The organism is Shewanella sp. UCD-KL21 (assembly GCF_001957135.1).
Classification (GTDB): domain Bacteria; phylum Pseudomonadota; class Gammaproteobacteria; order Enterobacterales; family Shewanellaceae; genus Shewanella.
In genome coordinates, this window is record NZ_MPHK01000001.1 from 205,891 (window position 1) to 219,472 (window position 13,582).

At 42.1% G+C, this 13,582-nt stretch carries 13 protein-coding genes and 1 riboswitch; of the genes, 9 read left to right on the top strand and 4 right to left on the bottom strand.

Annotated elements, in window-relative coordinates; translation table 11 throughout:
• The first annotated feature begins 189 nt into the window (after positions 1 to 189).
• A complete protein-coding gene (locus BM739_RS00885) occupies positions 190 to 969 on the top strand; it encodes a class II glutamine amidotransferase (RefSeq protein WP_076536355.1) in 780 nt (259 codons plus the stop codon).
• Here the strand turns inward: BM739_RS00885 and BM739_RS00890 are convergent.
• The 3 genes from BM739_RS00890 to BM739_RS00900 all read right to left on the bottom strand — a co-directional run bounded on the left by BM739_RS00890 (position 952) and on the right by BM739_RS00900 (position 3,033).
• Positions 952 to 1,755, bottom strand: coding sequence for a DUF3108 domain-containing protein (locus BM739_RS00890; RefSeq protein ID WP_076536357.1), 804 nt, complete (start codon positions 1,753 to 1,755; stop codon positions 952 to 954). The genes BM739_RS00885 and BM739_RS00890 overlap by 18 nt on opposite strands.
• Positions 1,756 to 1,778: 23 nt before the next feature.
• Positions 1,779 to 2,123 (bottom strand): MGMT family protein, encoded by a 345-nt coding sequence (locus tag BM739_RS00895; RefSeq protein WP_076536358.1) that lies wholly within the window; start codon positions 2,121 to 2,123, stop codon positions 1,779 to 1,781.
• A 229-nt stretch (positions 2,124 to 2,352) separates the two neighbouring features.
• A complete protein-coding gene (locus BM739_RS00900; RefSeq protein WP_076536360.1) occupies positions 2,353 to 3,033 on the bottom strand; it encodes a hemolysin III family protein in 681 nt (226 codons plus the stop codon).
• Between the two features lie 259 nt (positions 3,034 to 3,292).
• Between BM739_RS00900 and BM739_RS00905 the strand changes: the two genes are divergently transcribed.
• The 8 genes from BM739_RS00905 to BM739_RS00940 all read left to right on the top strand — a co-directional run bounded on the left by BM739_RS00905 (position 3,293) and on the right by BM739_RS00940 (position 12,543).
• The gene (locus BM739_RS00905; protein WP_076536362.1) at positions 3,293 to 4,663 is read left to right on the top strand and encodes a hypothetical protein; all 1,371 of its coding nucleotides are present in this window, start codon (positions 3,293 to 3,295) and stop codon (positions 4,661 to 4,663) included.
• A gap of 225 nt (positions 4,664 to 4,888) precedes the next feature.
• Positions 4,889 to 4,988, top strand: a riboswitch (TPP riboswitch).
• 269 nt (positions 4,989 to 5,257) lie between these two features.
• Positions 5,258 to 7,342: a phosphomethylpyrimidine synthase ThiC gene (thiC, locus tag BM739_RS00910; protein WP_076536364.1), complete on the top strand. Its 2,085-nt coding sequence runs from the start codon at positions 5,258 to 5,260 to the stop codon at positions 7,340 to 7,342.
• Between the two features lie 2 nt (positions 7,343 to 7,344).
• Positions 7,345 to 9,126, top strand: a complete 1,782-nt coding sequence (gene thiE / locus BM739_RS00915) for a thiamine phosphate synthase (RefSeq protein ID WP_076536366.1) — start codon at positions 7,345 to 7,347, stop codon at positions 9,124 to 9,126.
• Positions 9,123 to 9,986: a HesA/MoeB/ThiF family protein gene (locus BM739_RS00920; protein ID WP_076536368.1), complete on the top strand. Its 864-nt coding sequence runs from the start codon at positions 9,123 to 9,125 to the stop codon at positions 9,984 to 9,986. The genes thiE and BM739_RS00920 overlap by 4 nt, the downstream gene beginning before the upstream one ends.
• 22 nt (positions 9,987 to 10,008) lie before the next feature.
• The gene (gene thiS / locus BM739_RS00925) at positions 10,009 to 10,212 is read left to right on the top strand and encodes a sulfur carrier protein ThiS (protein ID WP_076536370.1); all 204 of its coding nucleotides are present in this window, start codon (positions 10,009 to 10,011) and stop codon (positions 10,210 to 10,212) included.
• Positions 10,213 to 10,214: 2 nt separating this feature from the next.
• Positions 10,215 to 10,979, top strand: a complete 765-nt coding sequence (locus tag BM739_RS00930) for a thiazole synthase (RefSeq protein WP_076536372.1) — start codon at positions 10,215 to 10,217, stop codon at positions 10,977 to 10,979.
• A 110-nt stretch (positions 10,980 to 11,089) separates the two neighbouring features.
• Positions 11,090 to 12,199 (top strand): 2-iminoacetate synthase ThiH, encoded by a 1,110-nt coding sequence (gene thiH / locus BM739_RS00935; protein WP_076536757.1) that lies wholly within the window; start codon positions 11,090 to 11,092, stop codon positions 12,197 to 12,199.
• A gap of 80 nt (positions 12,200 to 12,279) precedes the next feature.
• Positions 12,280 to 12,543 carry a hypothetical protein gene (locus BM739_RS00940; protein WP_076536374.1) on the top strand — a complete coding sequence of 88 codons (264 nt, stop codon included), beginning with the start codon at positions 12,280 to 12,282 and terminating at the stop codon, positions 12,541 to 12,543.
• A 69-nt stretch (positions 12,544 to 12,612) separates the two neighbouring features.
• Here the strand turns inward: BM739_RS00940 and BM739_RS00945 are convergent, their stop codons facing one another.
• Entirely contained in the window at positions 12,613 to 13,515 is a 903-nt protein-coding gene (locus BM739_RS00945; protein ID WP_076536376.1) for a LysR family transcriptional regulator, read from the bottom strand.
• Positions 13,516 to 13,582: the final 67 nt, after the last annotated feature.

The window sequence follows — 13,582 nt, forward strand, 5'->3', positions numbered from 1 at the left end:
CCTATTCACAGAACTGACCGTGGTCTGACCTGTATCACATAAAATTAAACCTAACTGGCGCTGATTACAAGTTTTTTCAAACAATTGTTTAAAATATTTTGTTTAATAAAAATGCCAATTTTTTTCTGCACTAGGTACAATATAAATTACGTAATATTTTGAGTTAATTATATTTTTAAGGCGTGTTTCATGTGTGAGTTACTAGCGATGAGCGCTAATGTCCCAACGGATATTGTATTTAGTTTCACAGGCTTAGCGGAAAGAGGTGGTGTCACTGGGCCACATGTTGATGGTTGGGGTATCACTTTTTATGAAGATAAGGGCAGCCGCACCTTTAAAGATGCTCGTCCTAGCAGTGAATCCCATGTTGCTCAGCTTATTAAATCTTATCCAATCAAAAGTGAGATTGTCGTCAGCCATATTCGTCAAGCAAACCGTGGCTGTGTTGCGCTGGAAAATACCCATCCTTTCACCCGCGAGTTATGGGGCCGATATTGGACTTATGCCCATAATGGTCAGTTATCAGACTACCAAAGCAAGTTTCAAGTAAGTCATTTTCAGCCTGTTGGTGACACCGACAGTGAACTGGCATTTTGCTGGATTATGGAACAGGTGTTAGGTGAATTTGGCCATACGCCACCCGATGATATGAAACAAGTGTTTGAATTTGTCGCAACGCTGGCTGATGAGATCCGAGCTTTAGGTGTTTTTAATATGATCCTAAGTGATGGTGTCGATTTAATGAGTTATTGCACCAATAATTTGTGCTTCATTACCCGCCGTGCACCTTTTGGTAAAGCGAAATTAATTGATACTGATGTGGTTATTGATTTTAATAAAGAAACGACACCCAATGATGTCGTTACTGTGATTGCCACTCGTCCGCTGACAAAAAACGAACAGTGGCATATTTTACAGCCGGGCGAATGGAAGTTATTTCGGCAAGGGGAATTACTGATTAACAGTTAGTCCAGCGTTAGCTTTAGTAACAGCTGTATCGGATTCTATTGCTTGCTGAATTTGATAATTATCTAACTGAATATCAAGCTGCTTACTGCCTTTAGAAAAATGACTTAAACGCACGGGTAAGTAGTTTAACTCTGGCGCCATCCAAAAAAAGGTTTGGCGCTTTTTACTTTTTCGTACCACTTCTATTTTTACGGTTTGATAAGTGCCACTGTCTAATATTACTTGTTCTTTGCCGACAACTTTAAATTCATAATCATCAAACTCTTTTTCTTTGACCATTTTGTATTTAAGCAATTCAGGTTGGCGGTACATATCCATTCTAAATATTAATTGCGATAACAAGGGATCGTAGACATCCTCGGCAAAGGGTAATTTTTCTCGTTCGTCTTTATATATGGTATGGATAACCCCTTGGCCAGCAGCAAAGGCAGTTTGCTCTGTGTAGTCAGATCCGGTGCCGCTACGTTTACTCATATAGCGGATGGGCTTAACCTTGCCATCTTCGAGTTTGAACTCACTATTAAGATTACGCACATCCGATAGCATTAATAAGCTGATATCGCTATCAAAGCGGTAGTTATAGTAGCCATTATCACTTTCAGGCAGCTGGTAGCGAGCTTTACCCAGTTCGATACTGCCATAGAAAACCCGATATTCAGCAGAGTGAGGGGTTAATGCTTTGAGGTACTCAAGGTTTTCATTGTCATCAGAAGCAACAGCATTAGGGGCCTGAGACAATGTAATGACAATAATATTGGCTAATAAAGCGGTGAATTTTTTAATCAAAGTAATACCTACCCATGCAATATTTAAAAAGGTAATGACATAACAAGGGTTGCAATGTCAGGGCGCCATTCATATTTTGACAATGAAACCTTGCCTTGGTTCACTTCTACTCCATCTGATCTTAGTCGCTGTTGCTGATTTTGGAAATGAATAGAATTGACTTTAAAAGAAATTTTCCCTTGGCTGTTAATCACTCTATACCAAGGTAAGTTTAGATTATCGGGGGCGTCTTTGAGTGCTTTAGACACATATCGCGCTCTACCAGGAAGCCCTGCTAAGTCAGCCACCTTACCATAAGCTAACACATGACCAGCGGGGATCATGTTTACAATAAACCAAATTCTTTGCTTTGGATTCAGGTTTTCCATTGATGGCTATCCATCGGGTATGAGGTAATAATTTATTGTAACCCGTTTTGGTGTCGTGAGTTAAGTGGATAATAGCAAGTATTAAATTGCCGGATTTTGAAGGGGGGTTATCGCTCATGGTTAATGAGCGATAGTTTTTGAGTGAGTTTATAATAGTCAGACGAGAATAATGACAGGCTTAATACTGTGGAGATATAGCTGGCTTATATGACTGAGGTATATAAGCCAGTTATATGACAGTTAAATAAATACACAAGAAATGAGACAAGGCACCTGCAAGTACAAATAAATGCCAAATAGCATGATTATAAGGAATACGTTTATTGACATAAAAAATAACCCCGATGCTATAAAAAGCCCCGCCTGCAAGTAATAGGTTAAAGCCTAAATCTGACATGCCTTTGATTAAATCTCCCATGATGGTGACACAAAGCCAACCCATAACAAGATACAAAATAACACTTAGCCCTTTGAAGCGGCCAATAAATAAGGTTTTAAAAATAATTCCGCCTAAGGCTAATAACCATATTGCAGTCAGTATTAGCGTAGCACTGTCATTTTGTAAGCTGATTGACATTAAAGGTGTGTATGTACCGGCAATGAGCAAATAGATTGCACAGTGATCTGCCATTTTAAAGCGTTTACGCCATAAAGGCGTTTTACTGGAGTGGTATAAGGTTGAAGCCAGAAAAAGCATAATAATACTTAAGCCATACACAGTAAGCCCGATAGTGTCAGCGGCATTGAGTTGACCATCTGCTTTTATTAGCATTGCAATGAGCGCGGCGATACCCGCGAGTACCCCAATACCATGAGTGATACTATTGGCTAACTCTTCAACCACACCGTAATCTGACTTTGGCGAAGCTGTTGCTGTTAATGTTTGATTAGCATCTAACTCAAGTGACATACCTGTATACAACCTTGTTAAGCAATTTACATCGAGTCTAGCAGCAATATTCATAATAGGCTACGACTTTAGCGTACACGTGTAAGCTAAAGTTTGTGGTTATGATAACTGACTGATTTTGTAGGGAGTAGCCTGTCATCAACATAAATTAAATGAACTTAATTGTTTTGATAACATCTAGTTTATGTTCAGCTTGTGGTTGAAGTCTGATCTAGCACTATTTACATCCAGTGATTCAAAGCGACAGGAGGCGCGAGTAATGAACCAAGGTGGTGATAAACATTTAACACAGGGATTGGCAGCAAACACTAATTTTGAACAGGATGCTAGTGGAAATTCAACAGGCTTAAATGGCACACAAGTTAAACATGGGCAGCTTTGTATAAATGCAAGCCGTCAACAAACTGCGGTTGAAGCAATAGATTTCAGTGATCATGTCATGATGTTGCAAACAGCGAATGTTACTAGTACATACGTAACTAGCACTGATGTAACTAGTACTGATTCAACTAGCACTGATGTAACTTGCACTAATGTAATACAGGCCCGAACATTACCGCAGCTCTCTACGCTTATCGACAATCAAGATAATCACAGTCGCTTTTTAAAGCAAAGTGCAGATAACGAGTTTAAAAAGATACTGACATCACCATCGAGCATTATTGTTGCAGGACTACATATTGTGCTGGTGTTTGTTTTATTCTCCTTAGCTGATAACACCATTAGCCATTTTGTCGAAACCAGCCGTGAACAAGCCGTAAAAGCTGTGACATCTGAAAGTAACAGACAAGAAATAAAAGCCTACTTTTTGACGGCTGAGCAAATTAGCCAGCTAGCTAAAACCCTGCCAACTGAACAAGCCTTGATTGAAGAGGCCGTCAGTGAAGTCATTACTAATGAAGAAAAAATCGATCAAACGGTATCAAACAAACACAGTACGAATAAGGCTGTCGATACAAGCTCAATAGCGCCTGCAGTTGCAACTAGCCCAAAAGATACTGTTAATCACAAGGTAATTTCACCAAAGCCTATGGACCAAAAACCAATTAACCAAAAGCCTATTGAGCATAAGCCCATAATTGAAAAATTGCCGATAGCAGACTCAGTGCAAGCTAAAACGCAACAGTTCGATTGGTCTTCAGTTGATAGCATTTATCTGCAGCAGCAAAAAGATAGCAGTAACGAACATCTGTTTAAGCCACAATTGTTTAATGAAACCATCTCAGAGACCAATACCATAACCAGCGACAATTTATCGCTTATCAATCAAGTGAGCCATTCCTTTATAAATAAACTCAATCAACAGCAAGTAGAGCTGCAAATTCGTCAACAAGCCGATTTAGCAACGTCATCTAGTGGCGCAAGCATCAGCGAGTTAACTCCTGACATGGATGATATAGAATTAATATTAATAGAAGATAAGCGCCAGCCAAGCACACTCAATCACCGTTTGGACCCTAATAGAATTGTTAAGATTGGTGAAACTTGCCATCGAGTTGTGGCGTTACCAACCCAAATTAATCCTCATGCCGAAGGTTTAGATTTAGGAACACCCTGCGAAGGTGGCAAAATGAAAAAAGCACTTAATAACGCCATTCAACAACGATTATCGAAACTTAAATTACCTTGAATTGTTCACGCTTTCACAAAAGATTTATTTCAACAACATCAAAAATGAATAATATTTATCAAATTTATTCATCAAATTAATTATAGCTTAACGAGTAAATAAGCGCATTATTGTGAATTAAAATCATACATAACAGTGTTTTAATGAGTGAAATAATTTAACACACATTTCAATTGTCAATTTGTCATAGACTTGTATTTTGTTAAATAAGCTGACTATACTGCAGCCATCTTGTCGGAGTGCCTTTATGGCTGAGACCGTTTATTCGGGATCCGTTGAACCTGATCAGGCTAGAACCTGCGAAGGAAACAAGCAGTTAATTTGCTTATTTTTACCCTACCGTCAGCAGCAATTTTATAGTGAATGGCAGCGTGGCTGGATCATAAATATTAGTGCAAAATAAAAGATAGAATTAATTTAACCAGTGTTATTGCTGAAGTTGATTTAACTCGCCATTTGCCGATATTTAAGGTCTGAAGTTAAGGTCTAAAGTTAAGGTGTGAATTTAAGTCAATTACAGAGTTAATTATAACTCGCTCGTCATCAACAATTCTCCAGACAAGCAACTCTATTCATTTAATTTTGAGGTTGCTTATGTCAAATCGTCGTCAAACCCGCGCTCAAGCGCAAGCTTTTATTGAAACCCTAAAACCGTTACAACACCCGAATTCTGAAAAGATCTATCTGAGCGGATCCCGCTCTGATCTGTTAGTGGGCATGCGTCAAATTCATCAAAGCGATACCATTCTTGGCGGTAGTGATCATGCCCCAGTAACGGAAGCTAACCCAGCCATTAAAGTTTATGATTGCGCCGGTGCTTATTCAGATCCTGATGCTGAAATTAATGTCCGTTTAGGCTTAAACAAGTTTCGCCAAGCATGGATTGAAGAGCGTGAAGATACAGAGCAACTTGATGGAGTTAGTTCAGACTTTACGCAACAGCGTTTAGTTGACGATGGTTTAGATCATTTACGTTTTGAAGCCCTTGTACCCCCTAAAAAAGCCAAGTCAGGGCGCCGGGTTACGCAGATGCATTATGCTCGTAAAGGCATTATCACACCTGAGATGGAATATATTGCCATTCGCGAGAATATGGCCAGAGAGCAAGTCACTGATGATATTTTGACTCAAAAAGCCGCCGGTGAAGCTTTTGGCGCTCATATTGGCCAGCCCATTACGCCAGAGTTTGTCCGTGATGAAGTTGCCAGAGGGCGAGCTATTATCCCGTTAAACATTAATCATCCAGAAGCTGAGCCAATGATCATCGGGCGTAACTTTTTGGTGAAGGTCAATGCCAATATCGGAAATTCAGCGGTAACCTCGTCCATCGAAGAAGAAGTCGAAAAGCTAGTTTGGTCAACAAGATGGGGCGCAGATACCGTAATGGATCTGTCTACAGGCCGCTATATTCATGAAACCCGAGAATGGATTATTAGAAACTCTCCAGTGCCCATTGGCACAGTACCTATCTATCAAGCGTTAGAAAAAGTAAATGGCGTCGCTGAAGACTTAAATTGGGATATTTTCAAAGATACCTTGATCGAGCAAGCAGAGCAGGGCGTGGATTACTTTACCATCCATGCTGGGGTATTACTGCGTTATGTGCCAATGACTGCAAAACGTCTTACAGGCATCGTTTCTCGTGGTGGTTCCATCATGGCAAAGTGGTGTTTAAGTCATCATAAAGAAAGTTTTTTGTATGAGCACTTTAGAGAAATTTGCGAAATCTGCGCTGGCTATGATGTGTCGTTGTCATTAGGCGATGGTATGCGGCCCGGCAGTATTGCCGATGCCAATGATGAAGCGCAATTTGCAGAATTAGAAACCTTAGGCGAGCTGGTTAAAATTGCTTGGGAATACGATGTGCAAACCATCATTGAAGGCCCTGGCCATGTACCTATGCAGCTTATTAAAGTGAATATGGAAAAGCAGCTTGCTCATTGTGATGAGGCGCCTTTTTACACACTCGGCCCACAAACCACCGATATTGCGCCGGGTTATGATCACTTCACTTCAGGGATTGGCGCGGCCATGATGGCTTGGTATGGCGTGGCCATGCTGTGCTATGTCACTCCTAAAGAGCATTTGGGGTTACCGAATAAAGAAGACGTTAAACAAGGGCTTATCGCTTATAAAATTGCAGCTCATGCTGCTGATGTGGCTAAAGGTCACCCCGGTGCGCAAATTCGTGATAATGCCTTATCAAAAGCAAGGTTCGAGTTTCGCTGGGAAGATCAATATAACTTAGGCTTAGACCCAGATACCGCTCGTGCTTATCACGATGAGTCGTTACCCCAAGAGTCTGCCAAAGTCGCGCATTTTTGTTCCATGTGTGGGCCAAAATTTTGCTCAATGAAAATCACTCAAGAGGTTCGAGAATACGCTGCTAAGCAAGCGCGTGATCAGTTACAAAAGGTGGAAGTACTTGATGCTGGCGAATTTAAACACCTGCACTCTAGTCACAATGTTAATTCCGTAGACGCAAGTGCAGATATGAGTACAGATAGTGGTGCAGATATGAGCGTTAATAGCGGCGTAGATATCCAATCAGCCATGGCACAAAAGTCAGCTGAATTTAAAGCCACAGGCTCTGCCATTTACCATCCGTTACCTTCTAAGCCAGACACAGCAACAAGCGCAGATTTAGCTGTTAAGACCACTGCTGAATTAGAGGCTTAACCATGAGTGTTTCACAACCACATAGCTTAGAAATCAAGTCGCCCATCGTCTGGACTATTGCCGGATCAGATAGTGGCGGCGGCGCCGGCATACAGGCAGATTTAGCAACTATAAATGACTTACAGTGTTTTGGCTGCAGCACCATTACCACTGTTACTGCGCAAAATTCTGTGGCAGTAACACTGGTCGAGGCTGTATCAGAACCCATCCTATTAGCTCAGCTAAATACACTCGCCAGCGATTTAGCGCCTGCAGCCATAAAAATCGGCTTAATTGCCAATCAACAACAATTAATGCTTATTGCACATTGGTTAAAGAAATTTAGAAGTCAGAGTGAACATAATCAGCTGATACCGATCATTTTAGATCCAGTCATGGTTGCCAGTAGTGGTGATAGCTTAAATCTGCACGCAAAAAAGCAGCTAGATTTTAGCCCTTTCAAAGGTTTAATTAGCTTAATTACCCCTAATGCCAAGGAATTACTCACGCTGACTGATACTAACTGCTTGCCATTTCAACATCAGTCAACAACTAAGACTAAAAGCCTAAATTCAAAAGATCGATTTTATAGAGCTGCGTCTCAGTTGGTTAAACAGCTCCATTGTCATGTACTCGCCAAAGGCGGTGATGCAGTATGGCAACAAACCCAAGCCAATGATTTGTTCATTTGCCGTAAAGTTCACGGCGTGAGTGACGCCCATCAATATCAAGCCTATTGGCTTAATAGCGAGCGAGTTAATACCAGTCATAACCATGGCACAGGTTGCACCTTATCCACTGCGATAGCGTGCTTTTTAGCCCATAACTATGTACTCCATGATGCCGTGGTGATGGCTAAAGCTTATGTACTTAAGGGACTGGTGTGCAGTCAATCTTTTGGTAAAGGCGCAGGGCCAGTGGCTAAAACCGCTTGGCCTGATGAAATACACTATTACCCTGAAATTACTGCTGTAAGAGGCGCTGAAATTAACCATGTAGACAAAACACTACAAGAATCTGCTGCTGGTGGAGAGTTTAACTATGGGTTAATAAATACAGCACAGGGTTACCTAGATTGCCGTTATCCAGCATTACATAAGGGCATTGGTGTTTATCCTGTCGTGGATGACGTGACTATGCTGCAAAGCTTGTTAGAAGCCAATTGCACTACAGTGCAGCTGCGGATTAAAAATAAAGCTTTCAATCAGGTCTCCAATGATGCTCAGCAAACAAAGTTAGTAAAAGACATTAGCCGCGCCATAGCACTGGGTAAGCAATATAATGCCCAAGTGTTTATTAACGATCATTGGCAACTGGCTATACAGCTTGGAGCATTTGGGGTTCACTTAGGTCAAGAAGACTTAGAGTTAGCCGACCTAAACGCAATTTCAGCGGCAGGCTTAGCGCTTGGGTTATCTAGCCACAGCGTATTTGAAATGCTATTAGCTCAGCAATTAAATCCATCCTATATCGCCTTAGGGCATATTTTCCCAACGACCACTAAGGTGATGCCGTCAAAGCCTCAAGGCTTAGCAAAATTAGCACGCTACAGTGCATTACTTAACAACGTATGCCCAACCGTGGCCATCGGTGGTATTGATGCAAGTGTTATATCGGATATCAAAGCCACTGGGGTTGATAGTGTTGCCGTGGTCAGAGCCATTACAGAGGCAGAAAACCCTGCCAAGGCTTATTCATTGTTAGAGCAGCAATGGCATCTAGCGGTCGCACAACAATCTCAGCAACCACATGTAAAACCCCACAAGCCGTCAGTGAAACAGCAGCAGTGTGAGCCAGTGTCATGACAACTACACAACAGCGTCAAGCAAATAAGAGTGGGCTCACTTCCAAGCAGTTTATCAAGTATGCCAGTCATATTTTACTGACTGATATGGGTGAGCTTGGTCAGCTTAAATTACTTAATAGCCGGGTACTGATCATCGGAATAGGTGGTTTAGGCCACAGTGTTGCTCAGCAATTGGCCGCAGCGGGAGTCGGAGAACTGATATTGATGGATCATGACAAGGTGGAGCTATCTAACCTGCCGCGGCAATTACTTTTTAACGAACAAGATATTGGCTTAAGCAAAGCGCTGCTTGCCGAAGATAAGTTAGCTACAGCCTATGAAGACGTAAATATCCAGGCAATTGAGCAAGCCTTTGGCGCTGATTTGGATGGTGCTGATACAGATGGTTCTGGTACTAATTGTGCAGAATTAGTTGAATCTGTCGATCTGGTGTTTGATTGCACTGACAACTTTACTAGTCGCTTAATGATTAATGCAGTTTGTGTTCGTCACGCTACAGGGCTCATTAGCGCAGCGGTTTCCGCTAATGACGGGCAATTATTTTGCAGCTCAACTGACTATCCCCAAAGGGGCTGTTATCAATGCCTTTACCCACAAGATACTCATCTTTCACAAACATGTGCATCAATGGGGATTAATACTGCTGCGGTGCAAACCGTTGCATCCATGCAAAGTTTATTGGGGCTAAATTGGTTAACAGCCGATGACTTAGGCAAAGATCAGCTAGCGGGTAAGTTACATGTGTTTAATGCTAAAAGCTTGCAATGGCGAATAATACAAATGAATCAAGACCCAAAATGTAACTGTTGCAGCGCAGCTATTACAGCGTCTACAAATGACGTCAACTCATGCGGATAACTTTACAACAGCAGGATTAAACATGATTGAAATTGAATTTAATGGCCAGCCAGAGCAGTTGCAACAAGCGTCAAGCTTACTCGCGCTAATCGAAGCCAAAGAACTTAACCCTAAAGCACTGGCATTAGTGCTCAATCAACAAGTGGTTCCAAGAAGTCGCTGGCAGGCAATCCAATGCCAGCCTAATGATAAAGTAGACGTGTTTTCAGCTGTAGCAGGGGGCTAATTATGTTAACTATAGCCGGACATCAATTTGAGTCTCGTTTATTTACTGGCACAGGCAAGTTTAGCGATGCAAACACCATGCTGGCAGCCATTGAGGCCTCTAATTCACAATTAGTGACTTTAGCGATGAAGCGTATTGATCATAGTAAAAACTATGATGATTTGCTGACGCCATTACAGCAAATGGGAGTTAAGCTATTACCCAATACTGCAGGGGCAAGAACCGCTAAAGAAGCCATTTTTGCAGCAGAGCTTGCCAGTGAAATGCTTGGCACAAAGTGGATTAAACTTGAAATTCATCCGGATCCGAAATACTTGATGCCAGATGCCATTGAAACCCTTAAAGCCGCCGAAGTATTGTGTGAAAAAGGCTTTATTGTGTTGCCTTATGTTCATGCTGATCCTGTGCTGTGTTACCGGCTAGAAGAGGTGGGCTGCGCCGCTGTGATGCCATTAGGTAGCCCTATTGGCAGTAATCAAGGTTTAGCCACTGAGCCATTTTTAGAGATGATCATTGAGCAAGCTAATGTGCCGGTGGTTGTTGATGCGGGAATTGGCGCACCTTCACAAGCTTGCCGAGCAATGGAGCTGGGCGCTGATGCCGTGCTAGTCAATACTGCGATTGCCAGTAGTCAATCTCCCATAGTGATGGCGCGTTGTTTTGATTTAGCGGTTAGAACCGGTCGTGATGCCTATACCGCCGGACTTGGCAGTGTTACCAAGCTGGCTGAACATACTAGCCCGCTGACGCAATTTTTACATTTGTAAGCCAGACTATTCCCTGACTGGTGAATGCTTTGGCTCGAATTATTTGGCTTGAGTATTTTAGCTTTGAATGCTGTTGGTTCAAAAAATTAACTTTATTAGAGTGGCGCACCATGAGTTTTGTCGAACAATTTAAACAGCTAGATTTAATCGATTTATCAATGCAGATTAATAGTTGCACTGCAGCTGATGTGCAGCAAGCATTGCAGCGCCCCAAAGGTCATATAGACAGTTTAATCGCGCTTTTATCGCCTGCTGTGATACCTTTTTTAGAAACAATGGCGCAGCGGGCCTATCAGTTAACCCGGCAACGCTTTGGGGCTAATATTGGCTTATACCTGCCACTGTATTTATCTAACTTGTGCGCAAATGAGTGTGACTATTGCGGTTTTTCTATGAGTAATAAACTCAAACGAAAAACCTTAACTGAAAGCGAATTATTAGCTGAAATTCACATTATTAAACAGCGAGGTTTTGATTCAATTTTACTGGTTTCTGGCGAGCATGAAACCAAAGTCGGCATTGAATACTTTAAAACCATATTGCCACTGGTAAAACAGCATTTCAGTTATGTAGCAATCGAAGTACAGCCTTTGACTCAAGCTGAATATACCCAGCTGGTGGCATTAGGGCTCGATGCAGTGATGGTATATCAAGAAACCTATCACCGCCAAACCTATGCAAAGCACCATACGCGAGGTAAAAAACAAGACTTTGCTTATCGGCTCACTACACCGGAAAGGATTGCGACTGCAGGTGTTGATAAAGTGGGGTTAGGGGTATTGTTGGGATTAGATAATTGGCGCGTAGATGCGTTATTAATGGGTTATCATTTGTCATATTTAGAAAAACATCATTGGCGCAGTCGTTACAGTATCTCTTTACCGAGGTTAAGGCCGTGTACTGGCGGAATAAGCCCTAAAGTTGAGTTAACTGATGTGGGCTTAGTACAATTGATCTGTGCGTTTAGATTGTTTAACCCCCAGCTTGAGATTAGCTTATCTACCAGAGAAACCCAGCAGTTACGTAACAACTTATTGCCATTAGGGGTGACTCATATCAGTGCCGGTAGTTCAACTCAGCCCGGAGGCTATCAAAACCCTAATACTCAGTTGGATCAATTTGAAATATCAGATGAGCGCAGCGCCGAGCAAATGGTGCAGCAAATACAAAAGTCAGGGTTAAACCCAGTGTGGAAAGATTGGCAGACAAACTGGTATTAGTTTTAAGTTGGTATGCCTTTTATCTCGTCTATCCAATGTGGTATAACTTGCTATAAGGTTGTTTAAAAAGGCGTTGTATCATGGAAATAGCATCAAGTTTTACCCTCGGTGTTCAAGGGCTGCAACAGGCGCACAATGATTTAGCGCAGGCGACCACGGCGGTAGCCACCCCAGAAGCGCTAAGTTCTGCCTCAGTACAAATAACTGCAGATAGCGTCACGCCTAGCTCGCAAACAGCGGCCCTGATTGATGTTCAGCAAGCTATCTCTCACGCCGAGGTTGCAACAGAGGTGATAAATGTCTCGTCTGAAAACATTGGCACTATTATCGATGTGTCAGTGTAGAACTCAATGTAACTTGAACTGGCATTAATGGCTTTGACTATCATTAAAGCTTAATAAATCAGATGTCTATTAAGGCTTGTTTTGATCAATATCGTGCTGTAATAAAATTAAAGATTCTAACAGTTTACTGGCAGGCCCCTGATTATCTCGGTTAGGAATAACCAAGCTTAAGGCAATTTTACGACTTTTACTGCCTTTAAGGATCAGCCTTGATAGCTTACCTTGGCTAATATCATCCTCGACCAAATAAGCGGGCGCCCAACAAAAGCCAATGCCACTTTGTAACACGTTTTTTGCTTCGTGAAAGTTTGAAACTGTCCAGCGCTGCTCTGACTTTAACCAACCAGTATCTACTGATTTTTCAGTTGCAGTGTCTTTGATGACCACTTGTAAGTGCTGCGCCAGCTCTGTTTCATCGGCAACAATACCGCACTGGGTTAATGGATGGGTCGGGCTGCATACAAGGTATAAGTCTGACTCACACAGGAACTCGGCAATATGGCCTTTTGCAGGAATACCGCAAATAGCGATATCGGCGATATTGTTGTCGATTAACTCTTGGGTGCCTGTGATCACCGAGTCAATGACAGTTACTCGGGTTCCACGGCTATCGGGCCAAAAGGCTTTTAAGGCATCCACAAGAAATTGCATTGGATAGATGATTTCGCGGGCAATGGTCAAGTTGGGCTCCCAGCCTTGTCCTAAATTGCTCGCAAGTTGCTCAAGTTCATCAACGGTTTGGGTTAAGTGGCGTGAACGCCTGAGTAGTACTTCACCTTGCTGGGTTAGGTAAGCCTTACGCCCCTTAACTTCAAGTAGTTGAATTCCAAGTTGGTTTTGTAGTTTAGCCACAGCGTGATTGAGCGAAGACTGGCTTTTATTCAGCTTTTCTGCAGCTTGGGCGTAACCACCAAAGTCAACCACAGATTGAATAATACGCCATTGCTCCAGCGTGGATTTTGCTCTATTCATACAAAACTCATTATTTTACAGGTCATTATTAAAAAGAGCCTATCACACAGTGATACGCTCTTGAAGG

Coding starts and splice junctions, on each gene's coding strand:
- thiC (WP_076536364.1), top strand. CDS start 5,258: ATGTCAAATCGTCGTCAAACCCGCGCTCAAGCGCAAGCTTTTATTGAA.
- BM739_RS00920 (WP_076536368.1), top strand. CDS start 9,123: ATGACAACTACACAACAGCGTCAAGCAAATAAGAGTGGGCTCACTTCC.
- BM739_RS00945 (WP_076536376.1), bottom strand. CDS start 13,515: ATGAATAGAGCAAAATCCACGCTGGAGCAATGGCGTATTATTCAATCT.
- BM739_RS00905 (WP_076536362.1), top strand. CDS start 3,293: ATGAACCAAGGTGGTGATAAACATTTAACACAGGGATTGGCAGCAAAC.
- thiE (WP_076536366.1), top strand. CDS start 7,345: ATGAGTGTTTCACAACCACATAGCTTAGAAATCAAGTCGCCCATCGTC.
- BM739_RS00930 (WP_076536372.1), top strand. CDS start 10,215: ATGTTAACTATAGCCGGACATCAATTTGAGTCTCGTTTATTTACTGGC.
- thiH (WP_076536757.1), top strand. CDS start 11,090: ATGAGTTTTGTCGAACAATTTAAACAGCTAGATTTAATCGATTTATCA.
- BM739_RS00895 (WP_076536358.1), bottom strand. CDS start 2,123: ATGGAAAACCTGAATCCAAAGCAAAGAATTTGGTTTATTGTAAACATG.
- thiS (WP_076536370.1), top strand. CDS start 10,009: ATGATTGAAATTGAATTTAATGGCCAGCCAGAGCAGTTGCAACAAGCG.
- BM739_RS00885 (WP_076536355.1), top strand. CDS start 190: ATGTGTGAGTTACTAGCGATGAGCGCTAATGTCCCAACGGATATTGTA.
- BM739_RS00940 (WP_076536374.1), top strand. CDS start 12,280: ATGGAAATAGCATCAAGTTTTACCCTCGGTGTTCAAGGGCTGCAACAG.
- BM739_RS00900 (WP_076536360.1), bottom strand. CDS start 3,033: ATGTCACTTGAGTTAGATGCTAATCAAACATTAACAGCAACAGCTTCG.